Here is a 20,590-nt window from a genome sequence, read left to right as displayed (position 1 = left end):
TGAATGTAAAAAAACCATTTATCGTAATACATTACACATCTCTATTATCAGTAAAAACAGGCAATGAAAGGTGCCAATAAATGGCAGATAGACGCAAAGATAGGGTGCCAAGCATTGCAATTAACATAGAAAAAATAGCCTCAAAACCGAAGTAATGGCATATTACATAGAGTATTGCGCCAAGAATAGAGGCCGTGGCATATATCTCTTTTTGTAAAACGAAAGGGATCTGCCCACTTAATAAATCACGGATCATCCCACCAACAACACCGGTCATGCACCCCATTACAATAGCAACGGGGCCACTAAAGCCAAATGCTAAGGCCTTTTGCGCACCAACGATGGTAAAAATAGCCAGTCCAAAGGCATCAAGAATTGGCAATAAATAACTAGGTAAACGATGAATATGGTGCAGCCATAAAACTGAAATAAATGCGGTTAATAAAATAGCGTAAATGTAAGTATTATCAACAATCCAAAAGACCGGAGTAGCGCCCATTATCATATCGCGTAAGGTGCCACCACCAATCCCCGTAACCCCCGCTAGGACAATAATACCAAAGGGGTCCATACGCAAACGAGTAGCGACTAACACTCCCGATATAGCACAGACAATCACACCTAATAGATCTGAAAAATAGATAAAGCTCTGTAACATGATTGCGACCCAGTTAATAAAAATGGCGATTATACATGACTCTTATTCGCTGTCTTTACAATAAATACTAGCGGAGAATATCTTTCCTATTTATAACCGAGTAGATTAATTAGCTAGGGAATTTCCTTTAGTACACGAGCAGGATTACCACCGATAACCACATTATTAGCAAAACTTTTTGTCACAACGGCACCAGATGCCACCACAACATTATCCCCTAACTTAACGCCCGGATTGATCGTTGCGTGACCACCGATCCAACAATTATTGCCGATCAATATCGGTTTAGCATACTCTAAACCGCTAATTCTCTCGTTCGGATCAATCGGATGCGTGGCCGTATATATCCCGACTTGAGGTGCTATAAAACAGTTATCACCAATGCGCACTTCTGCGACATCTAAAATGACACAGCCAAAATTGCTATAAAAATTTTCGCCAACGTGAATGTTCTCACCATAATCACAATTAAAAGAGGACTCAATATGGATATTTTCCCCCGTTGAACCAAATAGTGACTTTATAATTTTTGTTCTTTCTTCTTGGTAAGCAACGCTAGTTTGATTCAATTTTTCCGTTAATAAACGCGCTTTAAGCCTTAAATCTACTAGCTCTGGCTCACTAGGATCGTAAAACTCCCCGGCTAACATTTTTTGTTTTTCAGTCATTTAAGACTCCCCAACAGATACAATACCAGTAATGAAGCGGCTAACATTTTCACCGATCATGAGTAAGCAAGGTGTTAATATCAAGGTTAATAAGGTCGCAAAGGTTAACCCACCCGCAATTGCCGTGGCCAATTGCGCCCACCACTGCGTTGACGGCGCATTATATTCAACCGTTTGTGCAAAGAAATCGATATTGAGTTTTAATACCATCGGCAGCAATCCTAAAATCGTTGTCACCGTGGTCAGTAAAACGGGTCGAATACGCTGCGCGCCTGTGCGTAAAATAGCTTCTCGCGTGTTTACCCCCTGTTGCTTCAAAATATTATAGGTGTCAATAAGCACAATATTGTTGTTAACAACAATACCAGCTAAGGCGATGACACCAATCCCAGACATAACAATACCAAAGGCACTTTGCGTTATGTAAAGGCCAATAAATACACCAGCCGTCGAGAATACTACTGCACTTAAAATTAATAACGCCTGATAAAATGAGTTAAATTGCAGCAGTAATATTAATGCCATCACCGCCAACGCCACCATAAATGCATTTTTTAGAAATTCCTCAGCTTCCTGTTGATCTTCATTTTCACCACGCAATTTTAAGCTCACACGAGGATCCAGATTTAAACTTTTAAATTCCTCTTTAAGTTCTGGCAAAATTAAACTTAAATTTGTGCCGACGGCCATATCGGCACTGACCGTCATCACAATGCGCCCATCTACTTTTTTGATAGATGATTGTTTTGCCGTTGCGATCAATTCAACAAAGTGACTCACTGGTACTTGCCCTGCTGCTGTTTGTAAACGCAACTCAGATAACTTACTCAAACTACGTTCAGACTCTGGATAACGAACGCGAATATCTAACTCATCATCAACATCATCGGGCCGATAGGTACCTAACATCAACCCATTAGTTAACAACTGCACGCCACTACCGAGCAAAGTCGCATCAGCACCATAGCGAGCAGCATCGGCTCGATTGATCTGAAATTGCCATTCCACACCCGGTTTAGCACTATCATCTTCAATATTGATAAAGTACTTTTTACTTTGTAATTTATGGCGTAACGTATCCGCGGCGGCTTGCAATAAGTGGGGGAAACGCGAACTGATTTCAATTTGCAAATCTTTACCCGTCGGAGGCCCCGCTTATCTTTCTTCAACTCAATTTCTACCCCTGGTAAATTTTCAGTACGTTGTTGAATATCGGCAATGATCTCATTAGCACTACGCCTTTCTTGCCACTCCTGCAAATTGATACGCATTGTGCCGATTAATTCATCACTTGCATCCCCAGTCTTCACGTAAAGGGTATCGATTTCATCGGCTAAGGGTAATACCTTCGATTCAATATCCGTCATGATTTGATCCTGTTCATAGACAGAAAAATCACCATAGGAACGCACTTTGACATTGATGCCATTGGGTTCAACATCGGGGAAAAATTCCACCCCTAAATTTGACTTGGCAAACATAAACACACCAGAAAACGCAATAATTATCGTCAACAATAAAACCAACCAAGGACTTTTTACTGCGCGATTCAACGTATTAACATACAAACCAGTAAAACCAGATAGAGCAAGTAGATCACCACTTTCAGCAAGCATCACATTGTTTTTTTGTTTTTCTGAAAGTACACGCGGTTTACCAAAGACACTCCCCAATACAGGAATAAAAATCAATGCCATCAACAATGAAGCCGTTAACGTCGCAATCAGTGTTAAGGGTAGATACTTCATAAATTCGCCGGTAATACCGGGCCAAAATAGCAGAGGCGCAAAAGCGGCTAAGGTCGTTGCTGTCGATGCGATGATCGGCCATGCCATCCGTTTTGCAGCATGAAGATAAGCTTTATGGCGTTTAATACCAGCACTCATTTCACGATCCGCAAACTCAGTTACCACAATCGCGCCATCTACTAACATGCCAACAGCCATAATTAATGCAAATAAAACCACCACATTAACCGTAATACCCGATGTCCAGAGGACTAAAATCCCCGATAAAAAGGAGCCTGGAATAGCAATGCCCACCAAAAAGGCACTGCGTACCCCAAGTATCGCAATAATGACAATGATCACTAACAATACGGCACTAAAAACGTTGTTTTGTAAATCATTAAGCATGATTTTAACGTTCTTGGAGTTATCTCCAGCATAAGTCACTTGAATGTTTTTTGGCCAAAAAGCCCTATTTTCCTCGATTAAATTTTTAACCTTATCAACGGTATCTATAATATTTTTACCCGGACGTTTGATCACTTCCAAGGAGATAGTCGGCAAACCATTGACACGCACAAAACTACTCGGATCTTTGAAAGTACGACGGATCTGCGCAACATCGGCAAAGGTAATCACCTTATCGCCAGATACTTTAATCGGCATGGTTAATACATCTTTAATGGTCGAAAATACCGCAGGCACTTTTATCGGAAAACGTCCTTTACCGTTGTCCATCACCCCAGCAGCGACTAATCGATTATTGCGTGAAATTAAACTATAAATATCATTCATATTGAGTTGGTAACTTTCCATCATCAATGGATCAACTAATATCTCCACCATATCTTCTCGGTCACCACCTATGTTTACCTCTAAAATATCGGCAATACTTTCTAACTTATCTTGCATTTCACGTGCTAAGGTCACCAGCGCTCGTTCTGGGACATTGCCAGATAATAAGATAGTAAGCGCAGGATTTTCCGTGGCCAAGGTTACCTGTTTAACGATCGGATCATCGGTCTCTTGTGGCAATTTACCCTTTGCCTGATCGACTTTTTCGTGAACATCATTGAGCGCATCTTTGATATCGATATCAATATAAAACTCAATTACAATCGAGGCATGACCCGAGCTCGCTGTCGATTTCATCTCTTTAATGCCTTCAATTCCTCTCAACTCTTGTTCTAATGGACGTAACAATAAACGCTCGGCATCTTCAGGAGAATCCCCTCATGGCTAGTAGAAACATAGATAAATGGAATTGGAATATCAGGATCTGACTCTTTAGGAATCTGCATATAAGCCACAAATCCAGCAATCAATAAAAAGGCCAACAACATTAATACTGCACGTTTACGTGATAGCGCGCCATCAATGATCGTTTTCATGACTATTTCTCCGCAGGGACAGCATGCACAGGATCACCCGGTTTAACGAAACCTTGCCCTAAAGTAATAATATCAATGGGTTCAGCCACCCCCGATACCCATGCACCTTCGTTATCAGCTTCGAGCAATTTAATCGCTTTGAATTGCACTACACCATCACGTACCGCCTTCACCCCTAAATTCCCTTCTTCATCAATGGCTAATGCTGAAGGAGAAATATAAATGGCGTCAATAGGGTAAAGAGGAATAGCTAGCTTTGCACTAATACCCGAAAATAGTTGCAAATTAGGGTTAGGAAATTCAGCTTCGATACGGAAAGTACTACTTTGTGGATTGGCTAGCGAGGCAATGTAAGTTATCTTACCAGTAATTTTTTCGCCTGAAAGCAAGGTGGCAGTGATGGCCTCCCCTAACTTCAATTGATTAATATGATGCTCGGTCGCATCGCCGCGAATAACAATAGGATCGATATTTTCTAAACTAAAAATTGCATCACCAACTTTAACATAATCCCCTTTTTCAGCATATTGTTCCTGTAAAATGCCCGCAAAGGGGGCTTTAACTTCCGTTCGTAGTAACTGCAATTGTAGATATTTAACGTTCGTTTGTGCCGCGAGTAATAAACTCTTCATTTCAGCTAAACGCACTCGCCCCTGCAATCCTTTATCATTAAGTGATTTTACCGCGTTGTAGTTTAATAAACGTTCATTAAGCAAAGCCTTTGCCTCTTCAAGACGTTCAGGCAGTTCATTTTTATCTAACTCCGCCAACTTTGTCCCATACGTCACTGAGCGCCCTTTTTGCGTTGCTATAACGGTCACTTTCCCAGCTACTTCAGCACGAATAACAGCTCGAGTGTTGGCTTCACTGCGACCATAAAGAGTTAATATTTTGGTCATTTTTTGCGGAATAAAGTGCGTTGTTTGTACGGTTGCAATTTTTTGCTGTTCGGAAGCGCTTACAACATTATTGATGGTCGACTGATCTACTTCTTTTTTAGAAAACATCCAAAACACTAAGCCAATAACAATTAATAGCGCAATCCAATATGGGCGTGAGGTGAAATAGGAGAATAATTTGGCTAACATAAAAACCTCAATAAATAATAGCTGAAAAAGCTATGGTATATAAACACAGTTAATATGCGACCAAATTAATCGATTTTTGCTACTAAGGTATAGTTATAGAGAGGAAAAGCACGTCCCCTCGCCCGCCTTTTTAAGGTCTCATGGCGACAGAACCTTCGATATGCACTTTAAGACAATACAATGGGCTACCCCTAGTCGCTAAGCATCACTCTGAAAACAATTCCAAGCACGTTTGATTATTAATTGGATCGACGCCTTTGGCAATGTCATAACAAGGGGTTGCAAACTGAATGACATGCTTAACGATTTCTTTATCTAATTTTCCGCTCTCTGCCTGCTCACTAATAATAGTAAGCACCTTTTCCATTTTCATTCCCTTTCTATAGGGGCGTTGTTGGACAAGCGCTTGAAATACATCAGCTACAGCAAGAATTCTCGCTTCCACACTTATTTCACTCTGTTTAGGATGAAATGGATATCCTGCACCATTAATGCCTTCATGATGAAACGCTGCCCATTGAGCAATATCGGCTAATCCTTCAATATGACGTAAAATTTCATAGGTTTCATAACTGTGTTGATTCATGATTGCACGTTCAATCACATCCAAGGCCCCATGTTTCTCAAGAATATTATCGGGTATATGTAATTTACCTAAATCATGCAGCAAACCAGCAATTTCAATCTTTTGACATTGTTGCAACGATAAACCATAGGAAGATGCAATAAATTTCGCTAAGTCAGCAACCCTAACAGAATGTTGAGCCGTAAAAGGACTCTTTTGATCCACAATATATGACATGATTAACGCAAGATACTTAATTTCTTCCAGTGTCAGTGATTGAGTACAAGGTAGCCTGCCCATATCCCATGTATAACGGGTAATATGCCTATCTTCTAAGGCAATCCAAAATGCCTCTGAACGCTCTATTTTTTGAAAAGCGTTTACCAGTTCGGGATCAAAATAACGACCTGAATAGCTGACAATTGATTGTACAATTTCGGCTTTCGCAAGCAGTATATCAGTCCCGTAGTGAGCAGCGGCTAACACATCTATTCGATCCGCAATGAAAATTAAATTTGCCATACGCGCATCATCAATGCTGATATCAAAGTTAGATAAATCAGCCCAGAGGGTATGATGATGAAGAATTGGCACAGCGAATTTAGCTAAGGGCTTAAAAGAGTGGAGTAACTGATAACCAATATTGCAATGTATATGAGCATCTTGCCAATCAAAATGGTTTACTAAGCTAGAATGCATTTGCGCAGTCGACACACCACAATCATGTAGTAACCCTAACTCAAATACGTATTGTAGATCTCGGTCACTAAAACCGAGTTCATTGCCGAATTGAACTGCAATATAAGCGACTCGTTTGCCGTGATTTGTATCATTCATACCGACTAATGAAACGGCTGTTTCTATGGCCATGATCATTTGTCGTAAATCAATATTCTGTTCCATAACAATCCCTTTCAGGTACAGCTATTTAATTAAAAAATCGCACAACAATAACGATTGTTCACTCGGCATGCAATCACTGCATCCCACATCCTTTATTAGAAGAATACTAGTTCATTATTCGTAGTTGCTAGAACAAAAAGCATAGCATTGTGATGACATTTTATTGATCTTAATAAAAAAAATCGGGAGCAAAAACGCATTTGTTTGCTATTTATAGAAAGATATTTACAATAACGCCCCAATTTCATCCACTAAAACTTCTTCGAGTGTTGGTCTAGATCTGAGTAACAGCAATCACAGAACTATCTAGCTTTCACATATTTATGCCCATTCAGCGCATCTAATAAGGATCAAGAAGTCAACGTAGCCGCCTTAAATGAATGATCAAGTTATGCTCATAACAATTGAAGATTGCATGATAATAGCCAGTCTATTGCAATCTACGGTAACTCAATTTTGACGAGCGGATTAGTTCAAACAATTAATAAGGTTGCTAAAAACCAAGGAAACAACAACCATGACCCAGCAACATCGCAAAATTGAAACACCACGTCGTTCTGATCTAATCTACCGTTTAGAAGACCGACCGCCACTGCCTGAAACGCTTTTTGCAGCGACCCAACACCTATTGGCAATGTTTGTTGCGGTGATCACCCCGTCACTGATTATTTGTCAAGCACTAGGCCTACCAGCTAGCGATACCAATACTATTGTCAGCATGTCACTATTTGCTTCAGGACTTGCCTCATTCATCCAAATTCGTACCTTTGGTCCAGTAGGCTCTGGCTTATTATCGATTCAAGGTACTAGCTTTAACTTCCTAGGTCCTATCATTGGGGCTGGCTTAGCATTAAAAGCAGGCGGAGCTGATGTGCCAACCATGATGGCAGCAATTTTCGGTACAATACTACTGGCCTCTTTGACTGAAGTATTTATTTCACGAATACTACAACATACTCACCGTATTATTACCCCATTAGTCTCAGGTATTGTAGTAACTCTAATAGGCCTAACCTTGATTCAAATTGGTTTAACCTCCATGGGGGGCGGTTATGCAGCCATTGGAGATGGTAGCTTCGGCAGTTTAGACAACTTAATGCTAGCGGGTACCGTATTAGGTTTAATCGTTTTTCTAACCGGCTAAAAAATCCCTACCTGCGCGTTTCATCGATTGTTATTGCTATGGCAGTCGGTACATTGTTAGCTTGGTTTACTGGCATGCTGGACACATCAAAAGCAACAGAAAGTGCATTAATTGCGATTCCTATGCCGATGCAATATGGATTAGGATTTGACTGGGGATTACTAATCCCACTGATCATCGTTTTCGCCATCACTTCACTAGAAGCTATCGGTGACATAACCGCAACATCAGAAACCTCTGAGCAACCCGTAACAGGCCCAATTTATGTAAAACGTATCAAGGGGGGAGTACTCGCTGACGGTCTAAACTCAGCATTAGCATCAGTACTCAATAGCTTTCCTAATTCAACCTTCAGTCAAAATAACGGTATTATTCAACTCACAGGCGTAGCTAGTCGCTATATCGGTTACTTCGTTGCGGGTATGCTAGTACTACTTGGCCTATTTCCAGGTGTTGCGAACTTAGTGCAGCTGATTCCTGAGCCAGTATTAGGCGGTGCAACTATTGTCATGTTCGGTACAATTGCGGCTTCAGGAATCCGTATTATCTCCCGTTGCGAATTAAACCGCCGTGCTATTTTGATAATGGCACTGTCATTTTCAATGGGACTGGGTATTGGACAGCACCCTGAAATTCTACAGTTTATGCCTGATTGGGTAAAAAGCATCCTATCCTCAGGAATGGCAGCTGGCGGGATCACGGCGATTATATTGAATTTGGTACTACCAGAAGATTTACAAGATTAACGACAAAAGGAAGTAAGAGGGCCACTTCATTTCGGCATCATGAAGTGGCCCAATACTTTTGAGTTTGCTTTAACACTTATCGCTAATAAAGATAGATATAATATGAAACAATTAATTGTTAGTGAATAATTGCGCATCAATAGAATGATAAGCAAAAGATTTATATTGCTTTATTTCTTTGAGCGATAATCCTTGAAGTTCATAGGGAAAAACAACCCAGTCATCGGTTTCATGAACAAAATAGTCAGGGGTTTTGTTATTCGCTATGCTGGCTTTTTTCCAAACAGTCGCAATCCTAACATCGGATGGCATATTGCGTTTAAGCCTTTTTTGCAGCTCATCAATGACAGCTTGTGAATTTTTTCCAGTCCGGTACATATCATCAACGATAAGCAATTTATCGCCGACATTTAAGTTCTTAATTAAATAAGTAAGTCCATGAACGCGAATCGGCTGTTCATTCTCTGTTTTTTGTTGGTAACTGTCAAAACCGCCGTATGAAGTGCGAATAGAGATGTGATCCGTTTTAACCCCTAACGTCTGCAGACATTCTTGCACATAAATCCCAACCGAACTGCCTCCGCGCCATAGACCAACAATAAAAGTAGGTTTAAAATCGCTTGCCAATATTTGGGTTGCTAATTGAAATGACTCTTCGATTAATGAGTCTTCATCTAAAAATATTTTTTTCACGATCTTTTACCAATAAATCACCAACTTAATGTGGTATATTTGTAGTTATTTGAGTCGCGAATTAGAACATAAACGAGATATTTGTTCAAGGTTTAGCGGCTTTCTATCCATATTCAACTGGAATCAAGATGGCAGAGAAACAGTACTTAACAGCCCAATCTTTATTAGAAGATTCATATACATTAGCACGCAAAGTTCTTGATAGTAACTTTAAACCGACCTTTATCGTAGCCATCTGGCGTGGTGGTGCACCTATCGGCATCGCCGTACAAGAATTCTTAAGCGTACATGGCATTAAATCAGATCATATTGCTATCAGAACCTCTTCCTACGCAGCAGAAATCGATCAACAAGCAAAACAAGTCAGAGTTCACGGGCTTAACTATTTGGTTAAGAATATCCAACGTCACGACAAACTCTTACTGGTGGATGATGTATTCGATACAGGTCGCTCAATTGAAGCAATTATTAATGAGTTACAGAAGAAGACTCGGCTTAATATGCCTGAAGAGGTGAGAGTTGCGGTCCCCTATTACAAGCCAGCTCGTAATAAAACAGAGCTTACACCAGACTATTACATTCATGAGACCGAGGCATGGTTAAAATACCCACACTCTCTTGAAGGACTTTCTAGTGAAGAGATAGCTCAATACCGTCCACGCTTATATGAAATCATAAAATCTCATTTGCCAGAGAACAATCCATAAACACAATTAGTACGGCGAGAAGCTATTTCGCCGTACAGAGCAGCCTTTGTATTAATAAAAAGCACAAGTTACGGAGCCTCTAGACTCATATTAACATTTAAAGATAATACTTATTACCTTGATAAGGCATCAAGCTAGCGCCAGACAAAGCATCTGAGGTAACATAGAAATATACACATAGCATTACAACTGATGGCAGTGAAGGAGTGAAAGTGAATCCACATAAATCTCGTAAAAACATACACACATTGACATTCACAACCTATGATAAAAAAGAAGAATTTGCCACTTTTTCTGCTGAAAACGAGGCTGCTCAATATCGCCACTACGCCCAATCGACGACTCAAGGTTTACGTGATTCCAGTGATGATTATCTGCTCTATCAAGAGAAAGCGGGACACCCCACCATTCGTACCGGCAACCTTGCCTTTGATGCTCTATTCTCTTTAGCCATTAATGAAAGCGAACAAAATAGTGTTTCTGAAATTAAAGATGGTAGTTATAACAACGGTCAAGCGATTGCTTGCGACTGTTTTGAAACAGGTGCGAAATGGCACTATGTTTGGACGCGTGATCTGGCTTACGCAGCAAATTTAGGACTCGCTCTGCTTGATCCTGAACGTGTTAAAACCTCACTAGAGTTCAAGCTTTCAGGTTATCGTGATGGTGTCAGTAAACCAATTCAAGCTGCGGGTGATGATAGTGGCCTGCAAATTGTACAAGATACCGGTTCAGGCGGTAGCTGGCCGATCAGTACCGACCGTGTCACTTGGGCATTTGGAGCCGAAAAAGCACTACAAAACCTAACTGGTGAAACGCGAAGTGCATTTGCAGTAAAAGCCTATAACGCATTAATTAATACCGTTGAAAACGATCGTAAAGCGGCTTACGACAAAGTTGATGGCTTATATAATGGTGAGCAATCATTCCTTGATTGGCGTGAACAAAGTTACCCCATTTGGATAACAAAAGATATCGCCAGTATGGGCAGTGCCAAAGCGCTTTCTACTAACGTCGCACATTACCAAGCACTATCATTAACCGCCAAACTAGCCATAGAACAAGGTGAGCCAGATATTGCCTCGAAATATCAAAACTGGGCAAATCAGCTTAAAATGGCTATCAATCACCGCTTCTGGCTAGAGGATATGGGGATGTATAGTAGCCTGACTGCAGGACATCAAGATTTAGCGGCGCTCCATAAATTTGATTGGTTAGGTCAATCACTCGCAATTATTACCGGTATTGCCGATACAACACGTGCGCATAAAATAGTAGCGAATTATCCACATAGCGACATGGGCGCACCCGTAATATTCCCACAACAACCCGATGTGCCTATCTACCATAACCGTGCTATCTGGCCATTTGTTACCGCTTACGGTTTAAAAGCAGCGGCACAAATCGGTAATACAGCCGTCGCTAACGCCGCTTACCAAACCTTATTGCGCAGTGCTGCACTTAACCTTTCCAATATGGAAAATCTGGAATGGCTCTCACTTAAACCTAACCTGTTAGATTTTACTCACCCAGAATTGTCTGGCCCTGTGATTAACTCACAACGTCAACTTTGGTCGGTTGCTGCCTATGTTGGCATGGTAATCGAAAATGTATTTGGGGTGACGACTAGCGATCAAGGCATTAACTTAAAACCATTTATTACGACTAAGCTACGTCAACAACAATTTGCAGATGCTAGCAATATAAAATTACAAGGGTTAAGGCTGCAAAATAAAGTCGTGAATCTGCAAATAGAGTTACCACAAACATCCGAAGAAACGGGCTATTACACAGTACAAGGTGTTACTGTCAACGGTCATATAACCGATCAGTTTATTGCTTGGGCCGATCTTGTTGAAACGAATAATCTGGTCATCACCTTAGCTGATATCGTTGCTGGCAGCAGTGCAATAACCAAGGTAACCGCAGATCCACTCAGTACCGACGACCCTGCCGTATTTGCACCGAAAGAACCGCTAATAACAGGCGTATTTAGTCAAGATAATGGTCAACTTGCCGTAGAGTTTAGTGATACACAGAAGGGAGATATTACCTATAACCTATATTGTAACGGCGTTCTTATAAAAACTGATGTCGAACAAGGAATTGTAACGGACACAAACACTTCTGAAAATAATCAAGGTAATTGTTACGCTATAGAGGCCGTTTATAACGCAAGCAATAATTACTCTCACCACAGTGCCCCCGTCTGTTTTGCCTCGGCCCAAAATATTTCAGTTAGCGATAAGCGCGTGATATCAAACATCAATATTACAGCTGCCGATGAGTTTATCAGCCAACCATATCTCAACAATTGGGGGGCATTGAACGACACCCTAGAGGTTAATAATATCGCCATAACAATGGATGGTAATTATGCCATTCAGCTGCACTACCATAATAACTTTAATGCGATTAACCTTGGAATTACTAATGGGGTGAAATGGCTACAAGTTAAAAATAGTCTTGGTGATGTGGTTGCAGAGGGCGTTATTCAGATGCCTCATGCGCTCATTGAAGAGGCTAAAAAACCTCTCGTTTACTCAACCCCGCTGGCCGCTCATCTTAGCATTGGCATCTATTCATTAGCCGTAACGGACTTCTACAATATGAGCTACCTAGCAAGTAATACAAGCTATATAGAGAGTGGCGGTCAAAATGGTCACGTAAATAAATTCGATGTCGCAACAATTCGCATTCAAGCCGTGAAACCGTTAGCAAAATAATACCAATTCCGGTAAGTATGTGATCTAGATTTTGCGCAGGAAAAACAGCTTAATTCAAGGCGTAATTTGACGTAAATGGTTATTCCCTTTGCGAAAATTACAACGCAGCAGTAAGTTGTTTTAACCAGTAAAATAGATCAGCTATTTATCGGAATTGGTATAATCACTATATAGCGATGATAAAACAGATCAAAAAAGCCCAGCGAATTCACTGGGCCTTTTAAATTGTCATCGTATTTAGGTCGCTTTAAAAGAAACGAAAAAAACTACCAACCTTTAACAACACCACCTTTGAATGTTGCGAGTGCCGCTTGATAAACTTCTTCTGACTGGTACGCCTTAACAAAGTTTTGTACATTTTCAGCAGTTAGATTGTCTTCACGTGCCACAATTAAGTTAACATAAGGAGACTCTTTATCTTCAACGAAAAGACCATCGTCAGTAGGATTTAGATCAATACTACTTGCATAGGTTGTGTTGATAATTGCGATACTAACATCATCAAGAGCACGCGGTAGTTGTGCCGCTTCTAGCTCAATAATTTTCAAATTTTTAGGGCTACTTACGATATCAAGTACGGTTGCAGTTAAATCCGCATCCTCTTTCAATTTAAGCAATCCTTGTTGCTCAAGCAACATCAAAGAACGCGCTAAATTACTTGGATCACTTGGCACTGCAATTTTGTCACCTTCAATTAATTCATCGAGTGATTTGATTTTGTTTGTATAACCCGCAATAGGGTAAACGAAGGTATTACCCGCCACCGCAAATTTGTAACCACGATCTTTAATTTGCTGATCAAGATAAGGTTTATGTTGAAATGCATTAACATCAATTGAACCTTCATCTAATGCTGCATTGGGCGTAATATAATCAGAAAAAATAATTAGTTTAACGTCTAAACCATATTTCTCCTTGGCCACTTTTGCTGCCACTTCTGCAACTTGTGCCTCTGAGCCAGCAATAACCCCCACCGTAATTTTAGAATGATCGACCACGGGCTCTGCCGACTCTTTCTCGCCACATCCCGTAAGTGCTAATGTCGATGCTAAACCTAGCACGGTAAAAATGCTTTTAAGATTAAAATTCATAGTGTTGCTCCTTTTAGGGTATACCCTATTTTTGTAGTTTTAGTTGTAATAAAAGCGCTTAGCGATGATCAACATGCTTAACTAAATAATCACCGACAGATTGAATGAGTTGTACCAAAATCACCAAAATAACAACGGTTATCAGCATCACTGAGCCATCAAAGCGTTGGTAACCGTAACGAATACCAACGTCACCAAGGCCACCGCCACCAACCGTTCCCGCCATCGCCGAATAACCTACTAACGTAACGAGGGTGATCGTCGCTGCATTAATGATACCGGGAAGCGCCTCTGGTAATAGTACTTTAGTGATAATCTGCGCAGGTTTAGCGCCCATCGCCTGAGCTGCTTCAATCAACCCCGACGGCACCTCAAGTAACGCCCCTTCAACAAGACGCGCAATGAATGGAATCGCAGCAATAGTGAGAGGGACAATCGCCGCTGCCGTGCCAATTGAGCTACCAACCAGAAAACGAGTAAACGGAATAATAGCGACCAACAAAATAATAAAGGGGATAGAACGCCCCATATTAACCACGGTTGACAATATTTTATTAAGCGCATGATTTTCTAATAGGCCTGATTTTTTACTTAAATGTAATAAAATACCGAGCGGAATACCAAATAAAAAACCCACGAATCCAGAAGTAAACACCATGGCTAATGTTTGCCCTAGCGCGTCCACTAATAGTGCGATAAGGCGATCATTGTTAGCCCACCAGCTAAAAATTGAATCAAGCGACATATCCTAATACCTCTATTTCTATGTTGTGCTCTTTAAGAAAAGCGATTGCTTTATCTGCATCTTCTTCTGTGCCGAAAAATTCCGCTAACATAAGACCAAATTTAACCCCACCAACGTAATCCATATTTGAACTAAGAATACTAATATCAATATTAAATAGTCGCGCAACTTGGCTGATCAATGGCGCATCAACGGAAGCGCCTGTAAATTCTAAACGGACTAATGGGTAACTATTTTCAGTACGAGCTGCTAATAGGCGTTCGCTGTAATCGATAGGTATCGAAAAATCTAATGTCGAACGAATAAAATCACGTGCTAAAGCACTTTTTGGGTGGGCGAAAATATCGCCAACCGCGCCCTGTTCAACTAATTTGCCACCGCCAATAATGGCAACTTCACTACAAATTCCTTTGACCACGGCCATCTCATGCGTGATGAGTAAAATAGTCAGGTTTAATTCTTTATTGATCTTTTTAAGAAGCTCTAATATGGACTGTGTCGTCGCGGGATCAAGCGCACTGGTTGCCTCATCGCAAAGTAATACTTTAGGATCAGAGGCTAAAGCGCGGGCAATCGCAACACGTTGTTTTTGCCCTCCACTTAAATTAGCAGGATAGGTATCACGCTTATCACTCAGCCCCACCAGCGCCAACAGGCTCTCGACCTTAGCCTTTATCGTTTTTTTATTTACCCCCGCCAATTTTAAAGGGAGGCTAATATTATCAAAAACAGTACATGATGAAAGCAGGTTAAAATGTTGAAATATCATGCCTATTTTACGACGCGTTAATGTCAATTGCTGATTAGAAAGTGCAGTTAAATCAATCCCATCGACGATAACCTGACCACTACTTGGCCGCTCTAATAAATTCACACAACGAATTAAAGTACTTTTACCTGCACCAGAGGAGCCAATAACGCCATATATACAACCTTCAGCGATATTAAGATTAATATCGCTAAGCGCATGGATAGCTTTATCTCCCTGATAAAAAACTTTATTTACACTTTTTATTTCTATCATCAAATGTCCTGAATTTAATTAAGAGTCGATTACTGTTATGTTTGTCATCATCGCAAAGCGGGACATGAGTACATAAATAAAAACCGATAGTAAGACGTCTAGACGTCCAAGTCAATCAATGCTTAGCAACTAAGTAAAATTTTATAATTTCATGGACGCAACGCCCTTTTACTTGATGATCTTTTTATGGGCAGTAACATCGAGCATTACAATCAGTGATGTTTGCTTCACATTTATTAAACAGTCGCGGGTTAATAGTAGTCATGCCTTTAACGATATGACCAATTTAAGTGAGGGAAATAAATGGATGATTGCCACTGACAAGGCATACCGAGGTAAGATGGGAATCTCTGTTCAGGACACTATTTTACTTCTATAAATCCCCCCTTTGAGATAACATAAAGGCAGAGAAATACCTTTTATATTTCACTCAATTTTCTACTTAGCATCCCCCCATTACATTAACCGGGCTATCGCTAAGCATCATTTATAAACAGCAAGAGCAAAGCATGAAAAAATACCTTTTATTAACAGTGATAATCGCATTGTTTTTAATAGGATGGACCCTTATCAATAACCAAGATGGTGAAAATAAAAACAAGCAAACCAACACCGCTTCGCCAACACATTCCGTGGAAGTCGTACGCGTTGATAAACAGGTATTACATGAAAAAGTCCCCCTATTAGGGACGGTATTTGCGATTAATTCCATCGAGGTTAAACCTGAATCCGAAGGGAAAATAAAATCGATTCATGTTAAATCTGGTCAAATGATAGAAAAAGGCAGTGTGATGGTGGAACTCGATGATCGCCACCAACTTGCTGTTGTCAATCGTGAGCAGGCGCGCTTAGTTGACTACCAACGCCAATATAACAACTATCGGGCCCTTTTTAAAACCGGGGCGGTAACACAAGCAACACTAGAAAGTGCTGAAACACAATGGCTTATTCAACAAGCCGAATTGTCATTAGCAAAAGCAGCTTTACAAGATAAAACCATCGTAGCACCCTTTTCTGGGAAACTAGGCTTAGTTGATTTAAGTCGCGGTCAATTGGTTACACCGAATACGGTATTAACCACCCTTGATGATGCGTCACAATTACGTCTTAACGTACCTATCGCAGCTCGCCACATTAATTTACTAAAAGAAAAACAACAAGTTAAAATCAGCAGCACAGAACTAACTGCTGAAGATAAAATAGCCATACTAAGCAGTATCGATAGTCGCGTAAAAAATCATAACCTCAATGTTTACCTTCAATTTAACATTGATAATAGTGACATGGCACTGACACCGGGTAGTTTGGTGACGGCTGACATCCTGCTCAATAAACCTGCAGAGTTATTGATACCACTGCAATCAATCGTTTATCAAGGACACCAACGCTTTGTCTACCGTATCGCCAACAATATCGCAGAAAAAGTAGAAGTGACACTGGGTGAGCGAAATGGCAAAAAAGTACAAGCATTAACGGGTTTATCACCTAACGATAGCATTGTTTATAAAGGCACAGTCAAACTGCAGGATGGCGCAAAAGTTGTTATAAAATCATGAGAATCTCTGATTTTGCAATGTATAGGCCTATTTCGGCAATTGTATTAAGCATTTTATTAGTGCTATTTGGAATGGTAGGTTTTGACTTATTACCAGTTCGTGAAATGCCAGATATCGAAAGTCCAATCGTTTCAATTGGCACCCCCTATAGAGGAAGTGCTTCGTCTATCGTTGAAACACAAATAACAAAACCGATTGAAAATGAGCTCAGTGGAATAGACGGGATTGACTATATCTGGTCATCGTCGTGGGATGGCTGGTCTGGTATTAACATCGCATTTAAGCAAGGTCATGACATGATTGAAGCCGTCAGTGATGTTCGTGATGCAGTCAATCGAGCACGAAATCGTTTACCAGATGATGTAGATGAACCCGTAGTACGTAAAAACGACAGTGATGGTGCGCCGATGATGTGGCTGAATCTAACCAGCAGCAAAATAGATCGTGTTGCATTAAGTGATTATGCCGAGCGCGTTTTAGTCGAACGATTAAGTTTATTACCGGGTGTGAGTACGATAAATATGTCCGGTGGTGTAGAACGCGTTTTATATATCGAGCTTAACCCCATTGAATTAGCTGCACGGGGGTTAACAACGAATGATATTACCCATGCATTACAGGAAGAAAACATACAACTACCTGCGGGCTATGTGCGTAATGATAGCCTTAACCTTGTTGTACGTATGGAACGTTTATATCAACACGCTGAGGATTTTTATAACCTTAAAGTGACTGAGATTGGCGGTAGCGCTGTTTTCTTATCCGACGTGGCCAATATTTATGTCGGTGCAAAGCAGGAAACCACTACATTTAAAGCGAATAATATCGACAGTCTCGGTTTGGGCATAATCGCGATGTCACAAGCCAACCCGCTGGATGTCTCTAAAGCAGTGAAGCAAGAGTTAACCCATTTGCAAAACTTCTTACCAGAAGGAACAACGTTACAGGTTGATTATGATAGTACCGTATTCATTGACGCCGCAATAAAAGAAGTTTATCAAACATTACTGATCACCGCGTTGTTAGTGATTGCAGTGCTATACCTATTTTTAGGCCGACTTGCCACCACCATTATTCCGGCGCTAACGGTTCCCATTTCCTTAGTTGCGGCCTTTTCTGTTGCTTACCTATTTGGATACAGCATTAACCTAGTAACCTTAATGGCGTTAATTTTAGCGATTGGGCTGGTAGTCGATGATGCGATTGTCGTTGTTGAAAACATTATCCGTCATCGGCAGCTCGGTGAATCACCAATGATAGCAGCCTTTAAAGGTGCCAAAGAACTAAACTTCGCTGTGATTGCAACCACGGTGGTATTAGTAATGGTATTTTTGCCACTCATTTTCATGGATGGAAAAATTGGAGAACTCTTCACTGAATTTGCGGTACTACTTTCTGCAGCAATTATTATTTCATCTATATTGGCATTAACAATTGTGCCTGTACTCGCTGAAAAAATATTAGCAAGCCCCCTCTATTCCGCCCAGCCAAGTAAATTATGCGCCATTATCGATAAGGCGATGTTAGTGTTAGGCCGTTTATATCGTCTGACATTACATTTTTTACTTAAACGACATTACCTCTCGTTCATGGTAATGCTACTCTGTTTTGTCGCACTTTTTTACAGTTATCAAGCACAGCAATTAGCATTAGCCCCCACCGAAGACAGAGGTGTGATTAATATTTATGTCGGCGGCACAGAAGCGACTAGCTACGATAGAATGATAAAAAGTATGGAACAAATCAATTCAAAATTATTGCCACTTGCCACTGATGATGGCCCTATTGATTCTCTTAATTATTCTGCACCTGCATTTGGTTCATGGGCAGACCACCAAGGCTACTTTATTATCCGTTTGAAAGATTGGGCAGATCGCACCATGAGCGCCGCTTCTGTCGTTGATAAAATTAGATCATTAACCCATGATATAACGGATGTACAAGTTCACCCTTACGTACCTGGTATGGGCGGTAACTCTAGTGAGCCTGTTGCCTTCGTGGTGCAGGGCGAGGATTATGATGCACTCTATACTTATGCGCTCGCGTTACAACGTGATGCTGAACAAAGTGGACTGATGGATGGCGTTAAGTTGGATTACAACCCCACAACCCCCGAAATAATCGTACATGTTAATCGCTTAGTTGCAAGAGAGTTAGGTATCAGTGTGAGCGAAATTGCAACCGCGTTAGAGGTGTTTTTAGGAGGGCAAAGCCAAACTCGCTTTGAAGAGCGTGGTGAAGAGTATGACGTATACCTTAAAGCCAATGAAAGATATTTCAATGCAGCAAATGATTTAAGCAAAATATATTTACGGTCAAAAGAAGGGACATTAGTTTCACTTGATACCTTGATAACGACGGAAGAAAGAGCTTCTGCTCGTGGCTTATTTCACTTTCAGAAGAAAAAAGCGATAACACTCAAAGCCAGTTTAATTAATGATGCGAGTTTGGGAGAAGCATTAGAATATTTAAATGGGCAGGCAAATAAATTGTTACCGACTGGCTATACCTATGATTACTCTGGTGAATCAAAATCTTATTATGACAATCAAAGGGAAGTTTGGCTTTTGTTTGTAATGGCTTTATTCGTTTGTTACCTCGTTTTAGCTGCTCAGTTTGAAAGCTTTGTGAGCCCTGCTGTGGTGATGTTAACCGTACCAATCGGACTATTAGGGGGACTATTAGCCGTTTTACTCGCAGGTGAAACCTTTAACTTATACAGCCAATTAGCCATGTTAATGTTAATTGGTATGGCAACTAAAAACGGGATCTTAATTGTTGAGTTTGCCAATCAATTACGAGGGCAAGGACAGCGAGTAAAAGAAGCGGTTATTAATGCAGCAGAACAACGCCTGAGACCAATATTAATGACGACAATCACCACACTTTTAGGGGCTGTTCCCATGCTTATTGCATCGGGATCCGGTGCTGAAACTCGATTTGCTGTTGGTGTTGTACTCTTCGGAGGCATGTTATTAGCGACGCTAGTGACATTATTTATTGTACCGAGTTTATATTCATTAGTTGGCCATCTCAGCCACTCACCACAGGTACGCGTTGATGCCTTAGATAAAGCCTTAACGGAGGGACAATCGAAGGATTAGTAGTGCCAAAAAATAGCTTTCTAAGATCATCGCGAGACAAATAAGCAAGGACCA

At 40.7% G+C, this 20,590-nt stretch carries 14 protein-coding genes and 1 pseudogene; 6 read left to right on the top strand and 9 right to left on the bottom strand.

What is annotated here, in order from left to right:
* Window positions 1-31: 31 nt before the first annotated feature.
* The 5 genes and pseudogenes from AB1A03_RS09080 to AB1A03_RS09060 all read right to left on the bottom strand — a co-directional run bounded on the left by AB1A03_RS09080 (window position 32) and on the right by AB1A03_RS09060 (window position 7,000).
* Window positions 32-658, bottom strand: coding sequence for a trimeric intracellular cation channel family protein (locus AB1A03_RS09080; protein ID WP_354624355.1), 627 nt, complete (start codon window positions 656-658; stop codon window positions 32-34).
* Window positions 659-771: 113 nt separating this feature from the next.
* A complete protein-coding gene (locus AB1A03_RS09075) occupies window positions 772-1,326 on the bottom strand; it encodes a sugar O-acetyltransferase (protein WP_354624354.1) in 555 nt (184 codons plus the stop codon).
* Window positions 1,327-4,444: pseudogene (locus AB1A03_RS09070) on the bottom strand (efflux RND transporter permease subunit).
* 2 nt (window positions 4,445-4,446) lie between these two features.
* Window positions 4,447-5,532, bottom strand: a complete 1,086-nt coding sequence (locus AB1A03_RS09065; protein ID WP_354624353.1) for an efflux RND transporter periplasmic adaptor subunit — start codon at window positions 5,530-5,532, stop codon at window positions 4,447-4,449.
* Between the two features lie 205 nt (window positions 5,533-5,737).
* A complete protein-coding gene (locus tag AB1A03_RS09060) occupies window positions 5,738-7,000 on the bottom strand; it encodes an HD domain-containing phosphohydrolase (RefSeq protein ID WP_354624352.1) in 1,263 nt (420 codons plus the stop codon).
* A 517-nt stretch (window positions 7,001-7,517) separates the two neighbouring features.
* Between AB1A03_RS09060 and AB1A03_RS09055 the strand changes: the two genes are divergently transcribed.
* Window positions 7,518-8,144 (top strand): solute carrier family 23 protein, encoded by a 627-nt coding sequence (locus AB1A03_RS09055; RefSeq protein WP_354624351.1) that lies wholly within the window; start codon window positions 7,518-7,520, stop codon window positions 8,142-8,144.
* A gap of 38 nt (window positions 8,145-8,182) precedes the next feature.
* The gene (locus AB1A03_RS09050; protein WP_354624350.1) at window positions 8,183-8,890 is read left to right on the top strand and encodes a uracil-xanthine permease family protein; all 708 of its coding nucleotides are present in this window, start codon (window positions 8,183-8,185) and stop codon (window positions 8,888-8,890) included.
* A 111-nt stretch (window positions 8,891-9,001) separates the two neighbouring features.
* On the opposite strand, the gene AB1A03_RS09045 is transcribed toward AB1A03_RS09050, so the two are convergent.
* On the bottom strand, window positions 9,002-9,583 hold the full coding sequence (locus AB1A03_RS09045; RefSeq protein ID WP_354624349.1) for a phosphoribosyltransferase: 582 nt from the start codon (window positions 9,581-9,583) through the stop codon (window positions 9,002-9,004).
* 128 nt (window positions 9,584-9,711) lie between these two features.
* On the opposite strand from AB1A03_RS09045, the gene AB1A03_RS09040 reads away from it, so the two are divergent.
* Both AB1A03_RS09040 and AB1A03_RS09035 read left to right on the top strand, forming a co-directional pair.
* Window positions 9,712-10,290, top strand: a complete 579-nt coding sequence (locus AB1A03_RS09040) for a phosphoribosyltransferase (RefSeq protein ID WP_354624348.1) — start codon at window positions 9,712-9,714, stop codon at window positions 10,288-10,290.
* 212 nt (window positions 10,291-10,502) lie between these two features.
* Entirely contained in the window at window positions 10,503-13,016 is a 2,514-nt protein-coding gene (locus AB1A03_RS09035; protein ID WP_354624347.1) for an MGH1-like glycoside hydrolase domain-containing protein, read from the top strand.
* Between the two features lie 266 nt (window positions 13,017-13,282).
* Here AB1A03_RS09035 and AB1A03_RS09030 read toward each other — a convergent pair whose 3' ends face one another.
* Genes AB1A03_RS09030 through metN form a run of 3 tightly spaced genes read right to left on the bottom strand, consistent with a single transcriptional unit; the run spans window position 13,283 to window position 15,876 of the window.
* On the bottom strand, window positions 13,283-14,107 hold the full coding sequence (locus AB1A03_RS09030; protein WP_354624345.1) for a MetQ/NlpA family lipoprotein: 825 nt from the start codon (window positions 14,105-14,107) through the stop codon (window positions 13,283-13,285).
* Between the two features lie 58 nt (window positions 14,108-14,165).
* A complete protein-coding gene (locus AB1A03_RS09025) occupies window positions 14,166-14,852 on the bottom strand; it encodes a methionine ABC transporter permease (protein WP_354624344.1) in 687 nt (228 codons plus the stop codon).
* Window positions 14,842-15,876 (bottom strand): methionine ABC transporter ATP-binding protein MetN, encoded by a 1,035-nt coding sequence (gene metN / locus AB1A03_RS09020; RefSeq protein WP_354624342.1) that lies wholly within the window; start codon window positions 15,874-15,876, stop codon window positions 14,842-14,844. The genes AB1A03_RS09025 and metN overlap by 11 nt, the downstream gene beginning before the upstream one ends.
* Window positions 15,877-16,385: 509 nt before the next feature.
* On the opposite strand from metN, the gene AB1A03_RS09015 reads away from it, so the two are divergent.
* Together AB1A03_RS09015 and AB1A03_RS09010 are read left to right on the top strand one after the other, a co-directional pair.
* Complete coding sequence (locus AB1A03_RS09015) at window positions 16,386-17,432, top strand: efflux RND transporter periplasmic adaptor subunit (protein WP_354624341.1); 1,047 nt, start codon at window positions 16,386-16,388, stop codon at window positions 17,430-17,432.
* A complete protein-coding gene (locus AB1A03_RS09010; protein ID WP_354624340.1) occupies window positions 17,429-20,536 on the top strand; it encodes an efflux RND transporter permease subunit in 3,108 nt (1,035 codons plus the stop codon). Before AB1A03_RS09015 ends, AB1A03_RS09010 begins: the two co-directional genes overlap by 4 nt.
* The last annotated feature ends 54 nt before the right edge of the window (window positions 20,537-20,590 follow it).

The organism is Psychromonas sp. MME2 (assembly GCF_040566515.1).
Taxonomy (GTDB): Bacteria; Pseudomonadota; Gammaproteobacteria; order Enterobacterales; family Psychromonadaceae; genus Psychromonas.
This window is presented reverse-complemented; position numbering and strand designations above follow the sequence as displayed.

Excerpts from the sequence above, each read along its gene's own strand:
- AB1A03_RS09080 (WP_354624355.1), bottom strand. The coding sequence starts at position 658 with ATGTTACAGAGCTTTATCTATTTTTCAGATCTATTAGGTGTGATTGTC.
- AB1A03_RS09075 (WP_354624354.1), bottom strand. The coding sequence starts at position 1,326 with ATGACTGAAAAACAAAAAATGTTAGCCGGGGAGTTTTACGATCCTAGT.
- AB1A03_RS09065 (WP_354624353.1), bottom strand. The coding sequence starts at position 5,532 with ATGTTAGCCAAATTATTCTCCTATTTCACCTCACGCCCATATTGGATT.
- AB1A03_RS09060 (WP_354624352.1), bottom strand. The coding sequence starts at position 7,000 with ATGGAACAGAATATTGATTTACGACAAATGATCATGGCCATAGAAACA.
- AB1A03_RS09055 (WP_354624351.1), top strand. The coding sequence starts at position 7,518 with ATGACCCAGCAACATCGCAAAATTGAAACACCACGTCGTTCTGATCTA.
- AB1A03_RS09050 (WP_354624350.1), top strand. The coding sequence starts at position 8,183 with ATGGCAGTCGGTACATTGTTAGCTTGGTTTACTGGCATGCTGGACACA.
- AB1A03_RS09040 (WP_354624348.1), top strand. The coding sequence starts at position 9,712 with ATGGCAGAGAAACAGTACTTAACAGCCCAATCTTTATTAGAAGATTCA.
- AB1A03_RS09030 (WP_354624345.1), bottom strand. The coding sequence starts at position 14,107 with ATGAATTTTAATCTTAAAAGCATTTTTACCGTGCTAGGTTTAGCATCG.
- AB1A03_RS09025 (WP_354624344.1), bottom strand. The coding sequence starts at position 14,852 with ATGTCGCTTGATTCAATTTTTAGCTGGTGGGCTAACAATGATCGCCTT.
- metN (WP_354624342.1), bottom strand. The coding sequence starts at position 15,876 with ATGATAGAAATAAAAAGTGTAAATAAAGTTTTTTATCAGGGAGATAAA.
- AB1A03_RS09015 (WP_354624341.1), top strand. The coding sequence starts at position 16,386 with ATGAAAAAATACCTTTTATTAACAGTGATAATCGCATTGTTTTTAATA.
- AB1A03_RS09010 (WP_354624340.1), top strand. The coding sequence starts at position 17,429 with ATGAGAATCTCTGATTTTGCAATGTATAGGCCTATTTCGGCAATTGTA.